Here is a 20002-nt window from a genome sequence, read left to right as displayed (position 1 = left end):
CTACAACGAAAAATTATCGAGTTCCTCGGACGATTCAAAGTCACCACTGCGCTCCAGCTCAGTATCAAGCTGCATTTGTTGGTGCCAACGATCCTCATCCCAGATCTCAAATTTGTTTAATAGCCCCACTAGCATGATCTTTTTACTCAACCCAGCATGGGTACGTAATGATGGTGCTAATAAAATGCGGCCATTTTTGTCTAATTGATATTCAGTCGCGTGGCCCAGAAGCATGCGTTGTAACCGCCTTGCCCTTGGGTTCATATTGGATAGTTTTTGTAAGCGAGCTTCGATTTCGTACCATTCGCTCATTGGGTACAACCACAAGCATGGTTCATTTATAGCAATAGTGCAGATCAGTGCGCCCTGCTCTTCAGACAGCAGTTGCTGACGGTACTTGGTTGGTACCGCAAAACGCCCTTTGTCATCTAAGCTCAGCGAGCTTGCACCTTTGAACATTAAAAAACCAACCTTTACTCCATCTAGCGCTCAAGATCCAATTTGATCCACTAAAAACCACTTTTTACCACAATAGTACAGTCTAGGGCTTGACAGCACTTTTTGTCAAGCAAATATGGACATGGATATGGCTTTTGAAGCCAGAAAAAATGCGGCTTTACGCAAAGTATATGAATTAGGTGGAAAAAAGTGGGAAGACAAAAACCATGATGTCAACTAACAAAAAAATTACAGGAATTTAGCAGTCCATAAAATAATAAATTCCATATTTAGGCACAAGAAAATGAATATAAATTCGTCTATAAGAAACGTTAAATTTACGAAAAAACTCCCAAATACTTGTAGGTACAGCTCACTGTTTAGTATTATGTAATGCTTTCAATTTAACGCGCTTGGGTGTGGTTATTTCTAATTTATCAATACCGCAACGATTCTACCGTTTGCTTTTTCTTATTTGTCTTCCTGGCTTAATCGTGATCCTGATTCAGCTATTAGATGAGCGCTCAGAGATCTTAGAGCAAAGCGAACATCATGCTGTTTTATTGGCAAAGCAGGTTGCCGCAGTGCAACTGATGGACATTGAAAACACCAAAAAACAGCTGAGTAAGCTGACATTACAACAAGATATTGTCAATTTTAATAATGGACCTTGTCCTGCGTTACTAAACCATGCGCGCTTACTCTCTGAAAACATAGCCAATATAGGTATCGTATCCTTGGATGGAAACGTTCTATGCTCATTGAGTAATCACCAAAACGATATCAACATAAGCGATCGAAAGTATTTCCAAACGGTAATTAGAACTCAGCAATTCTCAATTGGCCAATTTCAAACAGATCGCTCTGTACATCGTGCCACAGTCAATTTTGCGATGCCTGTTTTTACACAAGATCGCAATCTTAAATTTGTTCTCGTTGCCGTTAAGCCACTTGATCATTGGAGTAAAACGCTGGATGAGCTGGACTTACCTAAGGGAAGTCAAGTGATGATCAGTGATATCGATAATAATATTATTGCACATTCACCTTATCACCCAGGACTGTTAGGCACCTCCAAAAGTCAAAGTTGGCCAGAAATATCGAAAAACACAATACATATCTTGCCTGATCAAAAAAATGAAAGGCGGTTTTATTATTCACTGCCACTAGAGAGGGTTAATCAGCAAAATACGCTAACTATCTTTATCTCGTTGCCTTTCGAACACGCTATCAGCTATGCAAACCGAGAAGTAGCAATCATACTTGCACTATTTGTGTTGGCCATCGCAGTGTTAATATGGCAGGCACAGTGGAATCTAAAAAGGATCATTTTAAAGCCGCTTGAACGCTTAGTAGAAGCCATTAATGCCCTGTCTCAAGGACAACCTGTTAGTTGGTCTGCACATTCTCAAACTCCTGAATTTAAAGCAATTGCCGCCCGATTTGAACAAATGGCGAACATTCGATTGAGCGTAGAGTCAGCGCTCGCTCACAAACATGCGGAACTAAGCGCACTATTGAGTTCACTTCCCGATAGTTATTTACGAATTGATAAGCAAGGGAGTATTCTGACCCGTCATGGCGATTTTGCGTCAAGAGCCAACGCTCTATCTGATTTGTTTCCTGAGCATACCTTTAAACGCCTAGCAAAACTGCTCAATACACTGGATGAAAAGTCACATTGCCAGTTTGAGTTTTCAATGACTGAGAACGATTTGCGACGGGTATTCGAGTGCCGACTTAGTCCTATTGCACATCACCAACAAGCAATACTGGTTATTCGGGATATTAGCCAACGCAAAAAGCAAGAAGAAGCCATTAATCTCGCGGCCCTTGTTTATAATAACAGCAGCGAGGGCATGGTGATCACTGATGCAAATGGCTACATTCTCGATACCAACCCAGCATTCAGTCATGTTACCGGTTATAAGCGTGCGGAAGTGATAGGTAAAACCACCGCAGTGCTCGGTTCAGGTAAACATGAGCAAGCCTTTTATAAAAATATGTGGTACCAACTCGAAAGCGTCGGAAAATGGCAAGGTGAAATAATTAATCGCCGCAAAAGTGGCGAGCTCTATACCGAATGGCTCACGATCAATAGTGTCTACGATGCCAATGGCGATGCCTATCGTCGAGTGGCTATTTTTACCGACATCACCGAAAAGAAAAAACAAGATGAATTGATCTGGCATCAAGCCCATTTTGATCAGCTAACGGAACTGGCGAACCGCAATCAGCTAAAAGGCCACTTACAAAATAAACTAGAAGAAACGGATCGTCCTATCGCAATTTTGTTGCTCGATCTCGATCATTTTAAAGACATCAACGACACGCTAGGGCATTACTATGGCGATCAATTGTTGAGCGAAGTGGCTACGCGCTTAAACCGATTAGGTGATGAATGTACTCTTATCTCTCGAATTGGTGGTGATGAATTTGTATTGGTTACCGACAGCCATACCGATGATGATGCGCTAGGCGAGTTAGCAGACAAAGTATTGGCTTATTTGCAACCTGCCATTGAGCTGGATAACGAGCAATGTCACATTAGCGCAAGTATCGGTATATCTCGCTCGCCTAAAGATGGAGTGAGTAGTGAACACTTACTTAAAGCGGCCGATCAAGCCATGTATCTGGCCAAACAACAAGGCCGCAGTGGCTATGCTTTCTTTAGCAGTGAAATGCGCGAGCAAGCTGAAATTCGCATGAATTTGCTAAAAGATTTGCGTATTGCTGTACAACAAAGGCAGTTTAGCCTTTACTACCAACCTATTGTTTGCTTGCAAGACAAGAAGGTCGTTAAGGCGGAAGCTTTGATCCGCTGGAGCCATCCAAGCAAAGGGTTGATCCGCCCAGATAATTTTATTCCTCTAGCGGAAGAGACACAGCTCATTCATAAAATTGGTGACTTTATCTTCGATAGTTCTTGTAAAACACTTCTCGATGTACATGCGTTAGGTAAACAAGTTCAGCTCAGTATCAACGTGTCACCCGTACAGTTTACCTCAAAGCAATGCCATGTCAGTCGCTGGCAGAAGAAAATGCAAAATTATCAGCTCTCACCAGAGCATATTGTGATTGAGATCACGGAAGGCTTAATGATGAATGCTCAGTCCAGAACGCAAAAACGACTGCAAGCGCTGACTGAGCAGGGTTTTTCTTTGGCACTGGATGATTTTGGTACTGGCTATTCATCACTGGCTTATTTAAAGCAGATGGATACGGATTACATCAAAATCGATAAGCGCTTTGTAGATGGCATTGCCCACAGCCGTGATGATCTTGCCCTATGCGAAGCCATGATCATGATGGCCCACCAGTTGGGGTTACAAGTGATTGCTGAAGGGATTGAAACAGAAGTACAACATCAAATTTTGAAACAAGCTGGTTGCGACTTCGGTCAAGGTTATTTTTATGCCAAACCAATGCCGAAAGATGAATTTTTAACGTTGTTAGAAAACTAAAAAAGCCACCCGAGGGTGGCTTGAAAATAAAGTCTGGGGGACCTTACTTACTAAATTAATTACTCTTCAGCCACGCCAAGTGCTTTCATCATTTTCTGACCAATCTCTACGTGGTGCTGCATGGTAGAAAATTGCTGTGTAACCCCTTCAGGACCAAATGCATACACAGGAACCGGCGCCGCGGTGTGGGTACCTGTACCCCAAACAACGTTTTGATCTGCCGCTAATGCACGACCAATTTTGGCTGTAAAGTCTTCATCTGCATATACATAGAACTCTTTGAAGTCATTGAATTTAGGTACCATTTCAGCACTTTGATATTTGTGATCCGCTTGATAGTACTCATTCACTTCACGCTCACCAATTTCAGTAGCCTGATCGATATCAACCTTGTATGAACTATATTTGTTTACCGCATCCATCCAATCTGCAGGTGTTGCAGCGGCAAAATCCCAATCGGCATTCGCAGCGTCCATCATATCGAAGAACGTACCAGACTGGCTGTAAAGCTTGTCCAGATGAGATAATGAACCAAAATTGAAATTAGGCTTATAATCTTTACCATTCATGCCATCGCCTGGTAATTGCTCACCCGTTGAAGGCATATTTTTACGCGAGTAACTGAAGCCGAAACTACCCGTTTCGTGGTCAGCAGTGACAACCACTAATGTATCGTTACGATCTTTCACCCAATCATATACCGCTTCAACCGCTTCATCAAACTTTAATAGTTCGTTTAGCATCCAACCAGCATCGTTTGCGTGACCTGCCCAGTCAATTTGGCCACCTTCGATCATCAAGAAGAAACCATCTTCATCTTTTGACAAAATATCAAGCGCTTTCACTGTCATTTCTTTCAATGAAGGTTGTGTACAGCTGTTATCCGCTTTACACGCTTTATAGGCAATACCGTCATCCATGCCAGAGTTGGCAAATAAACCTAGAACTTTCGTTGCTTCACTACTGGCTAATTGCGCTTTATCAAAAGCAAGTGCATAACCATGCTGTTCCTTTGCTTCTACGACTAAATTACGGTCATCGCTACGTTTAGATTTTTTATAAACGCTTGAAGGGGCACCTAAATCAGCCATAACTTTTCTATCGGCTTCATCTGTCTTAATATCTGAAGGCATGAATACACGTGCACCACCAGATAAAAGAACGTCAACCATGCCCCCTTCAATTAATTGCTCTGCAATTTCAGGCTCGTATGAACGATGTGGTTGGTGTGCAGCAAAAGCAGCCGGAGTTGCATGTGTGATACGAGTATCAGACACTAACCCCGTTGCTTTACCCGCTTTTTTCGCTTTTTCTAAAATTGTTTCTACGATATAGCCTTGCTCGTCTAAACCAATCATTTCAGAGCCAGCGGCTTTACCTGTTGCAAGCTGAGTGGCAGAACAAGCTGAATCTGTCACTAGGCTACCGTTAGGACCAAAAGGTGCGTTTAATGACAAACCTAAATGGCCTTCATTGGCTAACTTCGATAAGGACGTTTGATTACCACGAGAGTTGTAAGTTGAGTTGGGTGCACGACGTGCATACTCTTCAAGCAAGCCCACCTGCTGAGCCCCCATACCATCACCGATCATTAAGATCACATTTTTCACTGAAGTTACTGGCTTGGCAGGGACTTCAACTTCTTTTACAACTTCTACTTCTTTAATGACTTGGACGGTTTTAGTGTCATCATCATTACATGCTGATAGTAAAACAGCAGATACGGCAACAGCCAGCAACTTCTTATTCATGGTTAATTTCCTGTAACGTGAACTTTCAGTTGCTAAAATCGCAACTGACTAAACGCGGCACAGTCTAGGGAGGAATTATGACTTTTTAATTTCAACAACATGACAGTTTGAGTGCAGGCTCTAAAATAATCATTCTCTGAGTGAAATTTTAAAGGCCTTTTATTTCAACAGCTTAATATGTTATATCGTAACAATTTAATTCAGATTAACAAAACAACCAAAGCAATTTCAAAATACTCACCCTTGATTAAATCGCAACGAAATTGGCCGTGTACTCACACCGTGTAAAAATACACTTAATAAAATAGTGTAAGCTGCCACTTCGGCTATCAATTGCGTACCATCAATACCCGCTTGCAATAACATTAAAGTTAGAATAACAGACGCTAGTCCTTTAGGCCCAAACCAAGCCAGAGTCAATTTTTCACTAAGGCTTAGTTGTGTTGTTACCAGACTAATCAGCACAGGTATAATGCGAGTCACAGACATCGCAAGCATCGCATACAACCAAGGTAACCAGCTATCACTCAATATTATGATCTGACTGACGACCATGCCAAAAAATATCCAAATCAAAAAAGTCGCGAAATCGGCAATGTGCTCACTATCTTCAATCAGCTGATCTTTAAAAGCATGCTGATAAAACCTATCAAACAATAGTCCGCTGATAAAAACGGCGATAAAGCCACTGCCCTGTAATGCCTGCGTCAAAGAAAAAATAGCAATGGCAATACCAACAAATAAAAATGGACTAGAATTGAGCGCAAACAAGTGTTTTGCGTGAGCTAGCTTAATTAACTTTATCGCAGTAAATGTCATCGAACCACTCACAACCAAAGCCACGCCAACTTCTTTACTAAATAAGCCTGCCAGTTCCAACCAGCTTGCTTGCGCATTGCCCATTATCACCGCTAAGACAAAAATAAAAATGGGAATACATAGGCCATCATTAAGACCACTCTCAATATTAATGGCTTCTCTGAGCTTCTCTGGCACTTTTTTTTGCGTGATAAAACCTTTGCATAATGCGGCATCCGTAGGTGTGATGATCACCGCGAGCAACGCGGCATAAAGCCACGATAACCCCAAGATCCAGTGTGCAAACAAAGTGCCCAGTAGCATGGTGAGCGGCAATGCAACTATCAACAAAAGTAAGGGAAGTTGAAATGAATGGAGCAACACACGCAGGCGTGTTTTGGCTGCGTCACTGAACAATACAATAGCCAGAGTTACTTCAATGATTGGGAGAACTAAGCCGCTATCATGGATTTGAAAATATAACGAGCTATTAAACCACCAGCCAAGCAAGCCACCCAGTGAAACAAACCAGATGGGGCCCGTCAGCTCAGCACGTTTGAGTTGTCGAACGCTAATTGAGTAAACAAAAATCGCAATACCAATACATGCCAGTGCATAGTCCGTCATGACGTTTCCTTGCTCACTTAAATTGCTTTTATGGTGAAGCCGCGCTATTCGCACGGCTTTGACACTACTCTAGCACGAACTGATGGTGAATATGCAGTGGTTATTTACGCTTTTGCTTTAGGCCTAAAACGGCGACGCTTAGGTTTAGCATTGGTTGGATTATCAATTGCATTTTGTACACGCTGAGATGGCTTACTCTTGCTATTACTTGGTTTTGCTCGTTTCGCAGCAGGGTTTTGCTGACGTTTAGTTTGATCCACCGCTTGGTGATCATGATTTTCTTTTGGTTTTTTCGGTTTCTTTGGCTTTTTCGCTTTAATTGGCCGTGTATCCAACTCTTTTTCAGGAACTGGATGCGTCGGCTCAAAACCCGCTTCATGGGCCCTTGGGATCAAAGCACCAATAAAACGTTCAATGCCGTAGAGATCATTCGCATCATCAATGGTTACAAATGACACGGCGAGTCCGTCACTCCCCGCCCGCCCTGTTCGGCCAATTCGATGTACATAATCTTCGTATACGTTCGGTAAGTCGTAATTCACCACATAAGGCAGCTCCGCAATATCTAGACCTCGCGCCACAATGTCGGTGGCAACCAACACCGAAATATCACCCGATTTAAAACCATTTAATGCTTTTACTCGAGCTGCTTGGGACTTATTACCATGAATCGCCGCGCCAGAGATTTTGTCTCTTTCTAACTGTGTCACTAATCGGTTTGCGCCATGTTTGGTGCGGCAAAAGACTAAAACTTGTTGCCACTTTTTACTGCGGATCAGATGGCTAAGTAATTTGGTTTTACTTGATTTATCTACTCCATAGGCAAACTGAGTGACTGTTTTAGAGGCGGTATTTTTAGGAGTGACCGACACCTCAAGTGGGTCTACAATCAAACCTTTTGCCAGCTCTTGGATTGGATCCGAGAAGGTGGCGGAAAACAGCAAGTTTTGACGTTTCTTAGGCAATAACTTGATGATCTTTTTAATGTCATGAATAAAGCCCATATCTAGCATACGATCGGCTTCATCCAACACTAAAGTCGTCAACTGGTTAAACTTAACGGCATTTTGATTATATAAATCGAGTAAACGGCCAGGAGTCGCAATTAGAATATCCACACCTTTGCGTAACTGCATCATCTGCGGGTTAATTTTAACACCACCGTAAACCACTGCAGAACGTAAGCGAGTGCCTTGACTATAAGCTTCTACATTCTCGGCAATTTGTAACGCCAGTTCTCTGGTGGGAGCGAGTACTAAAGCCAATGCTTGGTTCGCCCTAGGCCGCTCATGATGCAGTAATTGCTCAATAATCGGTAAAGTAAATGCTGCTGTTTTACCCGTACCAGTTTGTGCAGCAGCCATCACATCACGGCCAGTTAAAACCGCAGGAATGCCTTTTGCTTGGATAGGTGTTGGCTCTGTGTAGCCTTTTTCTGTAATACATTGAACGATAGAGGGTGATAATCCCAAGTCAGAAAATGTCATTTAAACTCTCGTGTGTTGGGGCTTATCGTCAACAAAAGATAGGACAACTACAGTAGGCATAAGCCCTAATAGAACACAGGTGTTTCTATTAAGCCAACTGCGCTTATTCCGCAGCAAAACAACCGCGCTTTGTACGAACAAGATTAGTGAGTATAACAGATATCTCACAATCTCCCTATCGCTGATATACCACAACGCATTATGCCCAAAAGACGGACGCTTATAACCAAATCACAATTGATTAACATGTACCTAGGCTATATGCTGAAATTTGCCTTGTGCAAAAATAATACAACTGTAAAGGAAACATCATGAAAATCTCTAAGAAAACAATCTTACTGAACGCCCTATTAGGCGCCAGTATGTTGCCGCTTCAAGCGCTGGCGTATAACTGTGACGGCTTAACAGCTTGGTCAAGCAGTGCAGTCTATCTTAAGGGCAACAAAGTAACGCAAAACAATGAGGCGTTCGAAGCGCAATGGTGGACATTGAATGAACTACCATCTGAGAACTCTGCGCCCTATTCAGTTTGGAAAAATTTGGGAGCTTGTGGTGGTAATCAAACTCCCGTAGTTACCCTAACAAGCCCCGCAGATGGTTCTGTTTTACCTGAAAATGACAGCGCTGTTTTTAGTGCGCAAGCCAGTGATCCAGACGGTCAAGTTAGCCAAGTGGAGTTCTTTTTAGATTCACAATCTATTGGCGTGTCTACTCAAGCGCCATACAAGGTCACCTGGCTAACTGTTGCAGGACAGTATATGGTAAGTGCGGTAGCAACCGATGATAAGGGAGCAACAAAAACTAGCACCCTCGCACAACTGACTGTTCGCAATGGCATGGAAAATCTGCCACCCACCGTGGAACTGCTCAATCCTACGAACAATGCGCAATTCAAAAAAGGTGAGTCTGTGCGCGTTAGTGCCGATGCAAAAGACCGCGATGGCGAAGTGAAGTCTGTTGAGTTTTGGCTCAACAATACCCTGCTAGCCACCGACGAACAGGCACCTTATGAATATCTCTGGCAAGCTACGGTAGGTAAGCAACAAATAAAAGCCGTTGCCACCGATGATAAAGGCGCATCTGCCAGCGCTATCGTTTCAGTGGATGTGATAGAAGCAAGCTCTGGTGGCTGTACCAATATTCCTGCCTATCAAGCGGGCGGCAACTACAGCGCGGGCGATCTAGTATCGCATAATAATCATAAATACCTGTGCGATGTTGGCCCTTGGTGCAGCTCATCGGCACTTTGGGCGTATGAGCCAGGTGTTGGGCAACACTGGCAGGATGCATGGAGCGACCAAGGTATTTGCGCCATTGCACCAGAAGTTAGCTTTGTAACGCCAGCGCCAAACAGTACCTTACTAAAAGGCAACCAATACGATATCACCGTGCAAGCACAAGATGCCGACGGGCAAATCAGCCAAGTTGAGCTATACGCCAATGACACCCTACTCGCCAACCTCACACAAGCACCTTACACAGTCAATTGGCAAGCGCAACAACTCGGAGCTATTTCGCTAACAGCCATTGCGACAGACAATGAAGGAAACAGCACAAACAAGGCACAAACTGTCACGGTGACGGATAAACCGCTTGTTACTTCTATCACTTCACCAAGCGCTGGCAGTCAGTTGACTTTGGGCAATGCAGTGCAGATCAAAGCCGACGCTTCAGCCTTGCTCGGGCAAGTAACGCAAGTGAGCTTTGCAGTTGACGGTATCGTTATTTCGACAGATACCAGTGCTCCTTATGCTGCTACTTACAAACCTGCCAGCTTAGGGAACAAGACGATTATCGCAACCGCTACAGATAACCTAGGCAACACAGCACAAAGCGAAGGTATCAGCGTTAAAGTTATCGACAAGCCTCTGGGTAAAACTCATAAACTGATTGGTTACTGGCATAATTTTGTTAATCCAGCCGGCTGTCCTATTCCACTAAACCAAATTTCCGATGCATGGGACATTATAGATATCGCCTTTGCAGACAACGACAGAAACTCTAATGGTACTGTACATTTCAACTTGTTTGAAAAAGACATTCACTCTAATTGTCCGCCAGTAGACCCTGCGCAATTCAAACAAGATATGAGGAACTTACAAGCACAAGGTAAGGTGTTTGTACTGAGCTTAGGTGGTGCCGAAGGCACAATCACACTCAACACAGACAGTGACGAAGTCAATTTTGTATCAAGCCTGACCGATATAATCAAAGAGTGGGGATTTGATGGTTTAGATATTGACTTAGAAAGTGGCTCTAACCTAGTACATGGCTCACAAATTCAAGCCCGTTTACCACGTGCATTAAAACAAATTGAGCAAAACATTGGTGGTGATATGGTGCTCACTATGGCGCCTGAGCATCCTTATGTACACGGAGGCATGATAGCCTACTCTGGTATTTGGGGCGCTTATATTCCGCTGATTGATGAACTAAGGGATACCTTAGACTTACTACATGTTCAACTTTACAACAACGGCGGTTTGCCTAACCCCTATGAACCAGGCAGTGCACCAGAAGGCTCTATCAACATGATGGTAGCCCATGCAAAAATGCTCGTTGAAGGGTTTGATTTAGCAGACGGCTCACGCTTTATGCCACTGCGTGATGACCAAGTAGCCATTGGCCTACCATCAGGACCCCAATCAGCCAACTCTGGTCAAGCACCTATTGGTAATATAACAGCTGCGCTAGATTGCTTAATTAAAGGCATCACGTGCTCTTCTATTGTACCGACTAAACGCTACCCTAATTTTGGTGGGGTGATGACTTGGTCAATTAACTGGGATAAGTTTGACGGCTATAACTTCTCCAAACCAATTGGCGATAAGTTAACGCAGCTTAACCAAGGTAACTAATACTCTATAAACCACGGCTTGGCACATGCTGCCAAGCCAACTTTAAAAGATACAAGCCAGCTTCCTCACTCCTTAAACCTTCACAAATGATAAGGCGCTATTCTCACAGCCAACATGTTTCTTCCCTAAGATCGTATCCATCATTCGATGTCGTGTTTGTTTCATCCAGCCCTGGATGTTCTGCCAACGCTAATCAGCTAACTTTTTTGTGAGTTTGTGACGCTATTAAATAAATCGATAAAGTGATCCGTTGAGATTTTAGCTTGTTGATTTAAATCCTCCAATGCTTTTAAGTACTTAATATCACCTTGTTCTATAAACTTTTCCAATGCCACACCTGAGGCCGTCGACAAAAGTGTATTCATATCACGCATATTGTTGGCTGCATCTTGAACTACTAACGCGCCCGTCTGTGCTAATGATTTATCAGCAATAGCTTGTTCTTGATTGTCTTGATTGCTTTCATTACTTTTTTCACTTAATTGTCTTTTTTGTGAACTTGTAACGCTATTGAATAAATCGATAAAATGGTCCGCTGAGGTTTTAGCCTGTTGGTTTAAATCTTCCAGTGCTTTTAAGTACTTAACGTCACCTTGCTCTATAAATTTTGCCAGTGCCACACCTGAAGCCGTGGATAAAAGCGTATTCATATCGCGCATATTAGTTGCCGCATCTTGCACGGCTAATGCGCCCGTTTGTGCCAATGATTTATCAGCAATAGCTTGCGTTTGATTGTTTTCATTATTGTTTTTAGACATTTGACTTCCCTTGCATGAAATTGATCATCTAAAATGATACCTCCACCTTTGCTTCGGCATCATATTGGTTGGAGTTGTACTCAGTACTAACGATTAGGCACATCAAGTATTTGAGTTGTTACCTTGCCAGTCACTGCATCACCCGTATTCATTAAAGCATTAATGCCTTGCACTGTTGCGGCTTGCCACATCACATTGGCTTGTTGCTGACCTATAGTCAGGTTTTGAGCGCTCACACCTAGTGCTTGGCTCGTTGTCATCATCAAGTTGCCCATTGCGGTCGCCGGCATTTCACCTAAAACTTTAGTATTTACTTGCGTCACTGAGTCAGTGATTGCGCCATTAACTGTTCTTGGCATAATGTTTTCCTTGTTAAATTTAAAAACCAAAAGCTTGGCTTGTTGTTAGTTACAAAAGCCGATGAAAAAGATCTCATTGGTTTATGGCTTCACTTAATTCACTGTTAATAGTTTTTACACTAATACAGCTGTTATTACGTTCATACATATCAAATACCTCTTTAAACTCGATGGACTCAGTTCAAGTTTCCATCCGTATAAAAAACAATCAGTAAGCACTAAGAGAACCGTCGTTTCTATTGTTTATCGACAGATACAGCACCGCTTAAAAAGGCAGATTGGTGGATAAAAATACTCCTCTTTATGCATAAGAGACTAAAGGGTTAATCGAATACTTAGGTACTTGTAAAGTAACTCTCCCGTCACTCTCGGATAAAGTAAAAAAACGAGCTAATGCCACAGTATGCTTAAAAGTAAATATTAAAAGTGTTCTATTTTTATACCATAAGTCTTTTTAAATAACGCCATTCCACATACCGAAAAGCTAATCATTCTCGAATCATTTACCCTTTTCGCCCATTCTTTGTGAATAACTTGTTCCAAGATCCACTTACCCAAACTGCCTGCAAGATGACTTCTGCGTTCGCTCCAATCTAAACACGCTTTACAAAGCGGTCTACGCGACTTATTAATTTCATCAAAATCTACACCTAGCTGACTAAAAAAATCCACGCCCGTTTGCGTCACGATGACCAGTCCATCTCGCTCAAGTAAAACTTCACGTGCAATTAAAGAATCAAATAAAACAACGCCTATTTCACCCGCCAAATGGTCATAACATACCCGCGCCTTTCTTAAGCTTGGGTCTTGAGGTCCGGTTTTTGCCCGTTCATTTACCAGCGTTGCACTGACATTCAGTAGTTTTTCTATTAACTCAGCAACATAGCTATTCTTCAATTGAAAATATTTGTGTCGCCCCTGCTTTCGAACGATAAGTAGTTCACCATCCAACAGCTTTGATAAGTGACTGCTTGCCGTTTGTGCGGTTATATCCGCTTCCAAAGCTAACTCAGTGGCTGTTAAAGCTTTACCGCTCATGAGCGCAGTCAGCATTTTAGCGCGTGCGTTATCGGCGATTAGGCTCGCGACAAAAGCAATGTTTGGTTCCAACTTTGACTCCATACTTCGACCATCATCGAAGCAAGCATTTTGATTTTCCGTAGACTGACGTAAAACAACACAAGAGACAACTATTATGAAAATCACATGCTTCATTGAATACCAAATCGATCCTTTTCAAATCGCGCAATTTGAAGCGTATGCAAAAAATTGGGGAACAATCATTCCTCAATGTGGCGGTGAGCTATTGGGCTATTTTCTTCCCCATGAAGGTACTAACAATATTGCTTATGGATTGATCAGTTTTGAATCGCTCGCTCACTATGAACAATATCGCGCAACGTTGCGTCAATCTACACAGGGTGCAAATAACTTCGATTTCGCCAAGCAAGCTCGATTTATCATCAGCGAAAAGCGCACTTTTTTAAAAGCGCTGCCAGAAAGTTATTTAAAACTGACGGAGCCCAAATAATGATTGCCGTTATTTTTGAAGTAACACCAACGGCCACAGGCAAAACAGACTATTTTCAGCTCGCACAATCACTCAAAAGCGCACTAGAGCAAATTGATGGTTTTATTAGTATTGAGCGGTTTCAAAGTTTAACTGACCCTAACAAATTTCTTTCTTTGTCGTTTTGGCAAACGGAGCAAGCCATTAAAACATGGCGCGAATTTGAAGCGCATCAAACGGCACAACAACTAGGGAAAACACAACTATTTGAAAGTTACCGAATAAGGGTTGGTCATATTGAGCGTGACTATGGTTGCCGTTAACTTAGCCTAAGCGATATTCACGCTAATAAATCAGTGCCAACATGCAACCTGTTGGCACTGATTAAAAACTTATAAAAGGCCTTTTACTCGAGTAATTTGCTCACTTGCATACTTGCTGTTGGGATTAATGTTCAAAATGCGCTGATAATAGTTGAGTGCTACATCGTATTCTTTCTTCATTTCATAAGCTTCGGCTAAGCTGCTTAGAAAATAAGGCTGCGCTTCGTTGAATGAAAGCGCCACCTTAAATACTGCAATGGCATCATCAACTTGATCTTTTTCAAGTAATTGATTGCCCCAGCCAGTCAAAATTTCTAAGTCGTACATCACACCGGTATCAGCTTGCGCTTGCGCAAACGTCCGTGCAAAGTGTTCAAAGCCTTGCTTTTTCGTCAACTCTTTAAGGTAATCCATTGGCTGGTAAGCTTTTTTCTTAGCTTCAGAATAAAAGTCGGGAATATAGTGCGCTGCAATTTCATCAACAAACTCTATTGGCATTCCACCTAACAAGTTCGTCAGTACAACAATTGACACCTTATCTCGTGGATATGTGATCATCGTTGCCGCATTGGCGCCACTGGCGCTAATGGCAGGATGATACTTCCGCTGGACTACTTGCCACCCCATGGCATAACCATTTTCTAAATTGTTAAACCCTTCTGTGCGACCACTGTCTAACTTAACTGGTGTCCATAACGAATCAAGGTTCTTTACTAACTTTTCTTGTTGTAAAGTCATCAGGTAATTTGCCAATTCAGTCGCCGTTGAACTCATACCTGCTGCGGTTCTCAGCATATATGGAAACTCTATGTAGACATTTTTATATTTGCCATCCCCAAGGTGAATATATTGACGAGCTTGATGCGGAACCATCAATTCTAAATTATCAAAACCTGCCTGAGCTGTTTGCTTCATGTTTGACACATCTAACTGCATTTTGGTGATATAGCTAGGAAAGCCTTCAGGCACATACTTATCAATGATTTTACCTAAGATCACATAGCCCGTTTGGTTATATGCAAAGCGAGAATTTGGCTTAAACTGAAATGGCCTTTTTTGCACTGCCTGCCAAGATGCTTCAGCATCATTTGCAACTATGGTATCCACCGGATAATTTGATTCCAAAATATAAGGAAGGCCCGTGCTATGCCCCATCAATTGATGGATTTTTAGAACTTTCCAAGCTACGGGTAAATCAGGCAGGTGCTTACCCACTTCATCATCAATTTTCAAAACACCTTTTTCAGCCAATTGTACAATTGCCACACCTGTAAAAGCTTTGGTCATTGAATTAATAGGGAATAGTGTTTTCTCTGTCACTGGCACTTGATGCTGAAGATCCGCAAAACCATATTCAGCTTGCTTCACCACTTTATTTCCTTTAATAACAACAAGCTGTACACCAGGAATGTGCCTTTCACTCATTTTACTTCTAATGAGTTCATCAATGGGATCCGCATAAACAAGCGACGAAGCAAGTAACAAACTAAAGAGTGTGCTAGAGCAAATAATTGACCAGAGCGATTTATAATTTTTATTCATAAGGCTTCCATTATCCGTACTGCGCCCTTAAGCCAAGAGCAAGTAAACTTAGGCAGTGTATCATAACAAAAATGCAATAATCTTCAGAAACCAGTTAAAACGTCTTTGGGGGCAAGCTACTTTTTAATTAGGGCTGAGTGCCAGTAACACGTGTAATTAGACAACCAAAGTACTGACTAGAATTCAATTGTATCGCCTAGGATCGGAATATCTGCTTTAATACCATGCAACTGCTCCAGCCTCACAGCCAAAGTCGTTAAAGCATCTGGTTCGCCATGTAACAACACGACTTTAGGGCAGCTTTTAAAATGGTTAACCCAACGAATGAGTGCGGCCTGTCCTGCATGTGCAGAAAAGCCATTCAAAGTTTCGATATTCGCTTTGACAATAATATCGTCACCAAATAGTTTATTGATGTTCATTCATTAATGGAATGATTCAAAGGAGTTTAGAAAACCGCTTGATTTACATCAGTAAAGCAAGCGGCTGCTAAAAATTGGTGAGTCAGCCTATAAGCCGGGTTCTGTACTCTTGCGAGCGATAATCATTCGTCTAGGCCTAGGATTGCTCCTAGGCTCAAGCAACCTACCCGGTTCCGATGTGGGCCACACCATAAGGAACCCTATTTGGTCTTGCTCCGGGTGGAGTTTACCTTGCAACCAACTGTTACCAGTGGCCCGGTGCGCTCTTACCGCACCCTTTCACCCTTACCAACTCGAAAGTTGGCGGTCTCCTCTCTGCTGCACTTGTCGTAGGCTCACGCCCCCCAGCCGTTAGCTGGCACCCTGCCCTGTGGAGCCCGGACTTTCCTCCCCCTGATCATTTTCGTCACAGGCAGCGATTATCCGGCTGACTCAGGGCGGCGATAATACAGGATTATCGAGTAAAGCTCACGCTTTTTACGCGTCTTTTTCCGCAATTGCCGATTTATAAAGGGCATTTTTCTTTAAATTGAAGTAATCTGCCACCACACCACACGCTTTTTTAAGTGGCATTTCACGCTCTAGCAGTGACAACATACGTTTGGCGTCGGCCGGAATTTCTTCTTGCTGCTTCGGCTTACCCGGCAGCATCAACACCAATTCACCTCGTTGCTTTTCTGGCTCTTCGGTTAGAAATTCAATTAACTGGCCCACCGAACCACTGAAAAATGTTTCATAGGTTTTGGTTAGTTCTTTGGCAAACACAACCTGTTGTTCTTCCCCAAGAGCAGCGAGTAAGTCGTTGAGGCTGGCCATAATACGGTGGGTACTTTCATACATGATGCTGGTGATACCACTTTCATATGCATCTACAAAAAACTGCTGTCTTGCTTGGCTTTTTGCCGGCGTAAAGCCAATAAATTGAAAACGATCTGTTGGTAACCCAGAACAACTAAGCGCGGTGATCGCAGCGCAAGCGCCCGGTACAGGTGTAACATTGGCGCCTTGCTCACGACATAAGTTAACGACGGCATAACCAGGATCACTAATCAGCGGCGTGCCCGCATCGGATACCAGCGCAATGTCTAACCCTTCATTCAACCAATCAACAACTTGCTGAGCTTTTTGCTTCTCATTGTGATCATGTAAGGCGAAAGTCTTCGCTTTAATGTTAAAGTGGCTCAGTAGTTTTCCAGTATGGCGCGTATCTTCAGCAGCGATTAAGTCTACTTCTGCTAGGGTGCTCAATGCACGCTCACTGATGTCAGCAAGGTTGCCAATGGGTGTTGCGACCACGTAGAGTGTGCCTATTTTATCCGGGTTCTGTGCTTTTATCATTGAGCTCTCCAAGTTCAGTCAGGTAAGATAGCCCTCAGAACATAATTCAACTAGGGCCGTTATTGTGCGACTGAAAAAAATTAGTCTTGTAATTGCCATATTGTCGGGGTTATCGGCTTGTAGTACAACCGAAAAAGCCCCCGTGACAAATGCTAAGCTAAATAAAGTACAAGTTCAGGAAACGTTGGATACCTCTAACGCCCACACCTTGTACGAAAAAGCTTTATTAAAACAAGGCATTAATAAAATTCAGCTGCTCTACTTGGCCCGTGAAGCGGCGATCAAAAACAAAGACTGGCAAGTTCTTGAACAGGTCTGCTTAGCGCTTGAAAGTAAAGCAAGTGTCGATCACGTTCAAAACAAGCTTTACGCCGCACTCGCGAGAAAAGAGCAAGGGCGAGCGAGTGCCGCTTTAGCTACGCTTAGCACCATTGAAACACAGCTCAGCTTGCCAGAACACGAAGCTTGGCATCAATTTCTTACTGGTAGCATATACGCGTCTGAGCAGCTCCCTAATCAAGCTCTGCAATACTATTTCAATGCGGCTGATATTAGCGCGCAAAATAACTTGAGCATTCCTAACCTCAATGACGATATATGGCATGCCTTACAGCAACTTTCCTCTTATGCACTCGAACGCATAGATACAGGGACGGTGATCCAGCAAGGCTGGGTTAAGCTGGCTAAATATCAGCAAATTTATTTGGGGGCAGGTGTACAATTACACCAAGCATTAAATAACTGGCAGCGCCGATTTATCAATCACCCTGCAAGCTATCTGCTACCAGAGCAAGTGGCAACTTCTGTCAATTTAGTCCCTTATCAAGCCCAAAAACTGGCTATTTTACTCCCGCAGTCAGGCAGTAGTGAACGTTTTGGCATTGCCTTGAAAAATGGCTTTTTGGCGGCATTAGACAAAAGCGCCATTGATGAAGTCTTTTTTATTGACGAAATGCAAAGTGTCGAAGAAATTGAGCGCGCGCTTGCCCTACATCATGCGGATTTTGTAATAGGCCCATTATTAAAAAACAACATTGATAAATTGGCCCATAATGCCGTACTTAACGCTTTGCCTACCATATTCCTAAATACACCAAGCAATGCAATTCAAGCACCTGAACATTACTCTTTCGCTCTTAACCCTGAGCACGAAGTAGAGCAAGCGCTAGTGCATTTCCTCGCCAAAGAGTATCAAAAGCCAATGTTACTTGCGCCCGACAATAATGCGGGCCACCGCTTGATCGCTCATTTTCAACAACAATGGCAACGTTATAGCGAAGCGCAACCCGAGGTAGGCTTGTATACAGACAGCAAAAATATGGCTGAAGTTGTTGCGGACTTGCTTGAAGTAGACGAATCGAAACAACGAATAAAAACAGTTAAAAAACTTTTCACTCAAGAGGTTGAAAGTGAAACACGCTCTCGAGGCGATATTGACGTGGTGTACATTCTTGGTGACGCCATAGAAACTCGCTTACTTAAACCTTACTTAGATGTCAACGTAAGTACATTTGCGCCGCGCATTCCTCTATACGCGACTTCTAGAAGCTATAGTCGTCGAATTGATAGCACTGACAAAGGCGACCTAGAAGGTTTGTATTTTACCGAGCAGCCATGGATGCTACCCGAAGCGCTACATAATAAGACATTACGCGAAGAATATGTGTCACTTTGGCCTGAACAGGCAGATATTGAGCAACGTCTATTCGCAATGGCATACGATGCACTCACACTCATTCCAGAGATAAAGCAATTAGCACATATCCCAGGTAAAGAGTTTAAGGGCCTAACAGGACAACTGAGCATTAAACAAAATAATACATTAACAAGACAGCTTCGTTGGGCTCGATACCAAAAGAACCAGATCCGTCTTGTGAATTTAGATGAAACGCCTCCTACACCTTTGTTTATGAAGCAAACGCTGTCTAAGGAGCAATTACTAGATTAAGGCAGGAAGCCAATGTTTAAAGGATTATTCAATAACAGTAAAGAAAAAGGCAATTATTACGAGCAACTTGCAGAGTCCTTCTTGAAGAAACAGGGAATGCGTTGCGTTGCTCGTAATTATTATTGCAAATTTGGTGAAATTGATTTGATCATGAAAGACGCTAAGCAATGGGTCTTTGTGGAAGTAAAATACAGACAGTCTAGCCACTTTGGCGGTGCCTTATCAGCGCTGGGGCGCACCAAGCAACAGCGCTTGAAACGAAGTATTTATCATTACCTCACCGAGCAAAAGTTGCATAATGTGCCATTACGCGTAGACTTTATCGCAATTGAGGGCCAAAATCCTCCAAATATACAATGGATTAAGAGCGTTTTTTAGT

General features: G+C 42.8%; 16 protein-coding genes and 1 other RNA gene. 6 read left to right on the top strand and 11 right to left on the bottom strand.

Going from position 1 to position 20002, the window contains the following annotated elements; genetic code table 11:
- Nucleotides 1-459, bottom strand: a complete 459-nt coding sequence (gene mraZ / locus ACW689_RS14850) for a division/cell wall cluster transcriptional repressor MraZ (protein WP_476292724.1) — start codon at nucleotides 457-459, stop codon at nucleotides 1-3.
- A gap of 473 nt (nucleotides 460-932) precedes the next feature.
- Here mraZ and ACW689_RS14845 point away from each other — a divergent pair, with 473 nt between their 5' ends.
- Complete coding sequence (locus ACW689_RS14845) at nucleotides 933-3902, top strand: bifunctional diguanylate cyclase/phosphodiesterase (protein WP_476292722.1); 2970 nt, start codon at nucleotides 933-935, stop codon at nucleotides 3900-3902.
- A 59-nt stretch (nucleotides 3903-3961) separates the two neighbouring features.
- On the opposite strand, the gene ACW689_RS14840 is transcribed toward ACW689_RS14845, so the two are convergent.
- The 3 genes from ACW689_RS14840 to ACW689_RS14830 form a co-directional block, all read right to left on the bottom strand.
- A complete protein-coding gene (locus ACW689_RS14840) occupies nucleotides 3962-5653 on the bottom strand; it encodes an alkaline phosphatase (RefSeq protein WP_476292720.1) in 1692 nt (563 codons plus the stop codon).
- Nucleotides 5654-5890: 237 nt separating this feature from the next.
- On the bottom strand, nucleotides 5891-7078 hold the full coding sequence (locus tag ACW689_RS14835; protein ID WP_476292718.1) for a cation:proton antiporter: 1188 nt from the start codon (nucleotides 7076-7078) through the stop codon (nucleotides 5891-5893).
- A gap of 104 nt (nucleotides 7079-7182) precedes the next feature.
- Nucleotides 7183-8565 (bottom strand): DEAD/DEAH box helicase, encoded by a 1383-nt coding sequence (locus ACW689_RS14830; protein WP_476292716.1) that lies wholly within the window; start codon nucleotides 8563-8565, stop codon nucleotides 7183-7185.
- Nucleotides 8566-8876: 311 nt separating this feature from the next.
- Here ACW689_RS14830 and ACW689_RS14825 point away from each other — a divergent pair, with 311 nt between their 5' ends.
- Complete coding sequence (locus ACW689_RS14825) at nucleotides 8877-11423, top strand: Ig-like domain-containing protein (protein ID WP_476292714.1); 2547 nt, start codon at nucleotides 8877-8879, stop codon at nucleotides 11421-11423.
- Nucleotides 11424-11620: 197 nt separating this feature from the next.
- On the opposite strand, the gene ACW689_RS14820 is transcribed toward ACW689_RS14825, so the two are convergent.
- From ACW689_RS14820 to ACW689_RS14810, 3 genes are all read right to left on the bottom strand, one after another.
- Nucleotides 11621-12181 carry a hypothetical protein gene (locus tag ACW689_RS14820; RefSeq protein WP_476292712.1) on the bottom strand — a complete coding sequence of 187 codons (561 nt, stop codon included), beginning with the start codon at nucleotides 12179-12181 and terminating at the stop codon, nucleotides 11621-11623.
- A gap of 86 nt (nucleotides 12182-12267) precedes the next feature.
- Nucleotides 12268-12540, bottom strand: a complete 273-nt coding sequence (locus tag ACW689_RS14815) for a RebB family R body protein (RefSeq protein WP_476292710.1) — start codon at nucleotides 12538-12540, stop codon at nucleotides 12268-12270.
- Nucleotides 12541-12960: 420 nt separating this feature from the next.
- A complete protein-coding gene (locus ACW689_RS14810) occupies nucleotides 12961-13662 on the bottom strand; it encodes an ArsR/SmtB family transcription factor (RefSeq protein WP_476292708.1) in 702 nt (233 codons plus the stop codon).
- Between the two features lie 73 nt (nucleotides 13663-13735).
- On the opposite strand from ACW689_RS14810, the gene ACW689_RS14805 reads away from it, so the two are divergent.
- Entirely contained in the window at nucleotides 13736-14071 is a 336-nt protein-coding gene (locus ACW689_RS14805; protein ID WP_476292706.1) for an NIPSNAP family protein, read from the top strand.
- Complete coding sequence (locus tag ACW689_RS14800) at nucleotides 14071-14373, top strand: antibiotic biosynthesis monooxygenase family protein (RefSeq protein WP_476292704.1); 303 nt, start codon at nucleotides 14071-14073, stop codon at nucleotides 14371-14373. Before ACW689_RS14805 ends, ACW689_RS14800 begins: the two co-directional genes overlap by 1 nt.
- A 69-nt stretch (nucleotides 14374-14442) precedes the next feature.
- Here ACW689_RS14800 and ACW689_RS14795 read toward each other — a convergent pair whose 3' ends face one another.
- From ACW689_RS14795 to rsmI, 4 genes are all read right to left on the bottom strand, one after another.
- Nucleotides 14443-15915 carry a serine hydrolase gene (locus tag ACW689_RS14795; protein WP_476292702.1) on the bottom strand — a complete coding sequence of 491 codons (1473 nt, stop codon included), beginning with the start codon at nucleotides 15913-15915 and terminating at the stop codon, nucleotides 14443-14445.
- Nucleotides 15916-16091: 176 nt separating this feature from the next.
- Nucleotides 16092-16337 carry an MBL fold metallo-hydrolase RNA specificity domain-containing protein gene (locus ACW689_RS14790; protein WP_476292700.1) on the bottom strand — a complete coding sequence of 82 codons (246 nt, stop codon included), beginning with the start codon at nucleotides 16335-16337 and terminating at the stop codon, nucleotides 16092-16094.
- Nucleotides 16338-16411: 74 nt separating this feature from the next.
- An RNA gene (rnpB, locus tag ACW689_RS14785) (RNase P RNA component class A) lies at nucleotides 16412-16772 on the bottom strand.
- Between the two features lie 42 nt (nucleotides 16773-16814).
- Complete coding sequence (gene rsmI / locus ACW689_RS14780) at nucleotides 16815-17675, bottom strand: 16S rRNA (cytidine(1402)-2'-O)-methyltransferase (protein WP_476292698.1); 861 nt, start codon at nucleotides 17673-17675, stop codon at nucleotides 16815-16817.
- 64 nt (nucleotides 17676-17739) lie between these two features.
- Here rsmI and ACW689_RS14775 point away from each other — a divergent pair, with 64 nt between their 5' ends.
- On the top strand, nucleotides 17740-19623 hold the full coding sequence (locus ACW689_RS14775; RefSeq protein ID WP_476292696.1) for a penicillin-binding protein activator: 1884 nt from the start codon (nucleotides 17740-17742) through the stop codon (nucleotides 19621-19623).
- Nucleotides 19624-19635: 12 nt separating this feature from the next.
- Entirely contained in the window at nucleotides 19636-20001 is a 366-nt protein-coding gene (locus ACW689_RS14770) for a YraN family protein (RefSeq protein WP_476292694.1), read from the top strand.
- The last annotated feature ends 1 nt before the right edge of the window (nucleotide 20002 follow it).

This window comes from Pseudoalteromonas sp. ABE4_541, from assembly GCF_056312285.1.
Note: the sequence above shows the minus strand (reverse complement) of the source record. Positions and strands in the feature narration are given on the sequence as shown.

Bases quoted from the DNA above. Each gene is read 5' to 3' on its own strand.
- ACW689_RS14825 (WP_476292714.1), top strand. From the start codon at position 8,877: ATGAAAATCTCTAAGAAAACAATCTTACTGAACGCCCTATTAGGCGCC.
- ACW689_RS14795 (WP_476292702.1), bottom strand. From the start codon at position 15,915: ATGAATAAAAATTATAAATCGCTCTGGTCAATTATTTGCTCTAGCACA.
- ACW689_RS14820 (WP_476292712.1), bottom strand. From the start codon at position 12,181: ATGTCTAAAAACAATAATGAAAACAATCAAACGCAAGCTATTGCTGAT.
- ACW689_RS14815 (WP_476292710.1), bottom strand. From the start codon at position 12,540: ATGCCAAGAACAGTTAATGGCGCAATCACTGACTCAGTGACGCAAGTA.
- ACW689_RS14840 (WP_476292720.1), bottom strand. From the start codon at position 5,653: ATGAATAAGAAGTTGCTGGCTGTTGCCGTATCTGCTGTTTTACTATCA.
- mraZ (WP_476292724.1), bottom strand. From the start codon at position 459: ATGTTCAAAGGTGCAAGCTCGCTGAGCTTAGATGACAAAGGGCGTTTT.
- ACW689_RS14800 (WP_476292704.1), top strand. From the start codon at position 14,071: ATGATTGCCGTTATTTTTGAAGTAACACCAACGGCCACAGGCAAAACA.
- ACW689_RS14835 (WP_476292718.1), bottom strand. From the start codon at position 7,078: ATGACGGACTATGCACTGGCATGTATTGGTATTGCGATTTTTGTTTAC.
- ACW689_RS14805 (WP_476292706.1), top strand. From the start codon at position 13,736: ATGAAAATCACATGCTTCATTGAATACCAAATCGATCCTTTTCAAATC.
- ACW689_RS14810 (WP_476292708.1), bottom strand. From the start codon at position 13,662: ATGGAGTCAAAGTTGGAACCAAACATTGCTTTTGTCGCGAGCCTAATC.
- ACW689_RS14830 (WP_476292716.1), bottom strand. From the start codon at position 8,565: ATGACATTTTCTGACTTGGGATTATCACCCTCTATCGTTCAATGTATT.
- ACW689_RS14790 (WP_476292700.1), bottom strand. From the start codon at position 16,337: ATGAACATCAATAAACTATTTGGTGACGATATTATTGTCAAAGCGAAT.
- rsmI (WP_476292698.1), bottom strand. From the start codon at position 17,675: ATGATAAAAGCACAGAACCCGGATAAAATAGGCACACTCTACGTGGTC.
- ACW689_RS14770 (WP_476292694.1), top strand. From the start codon at position 19,636: ATGTTTAAAGGATTATTCAATAACAGTAAAGAAAAAGGCAATTATTAC.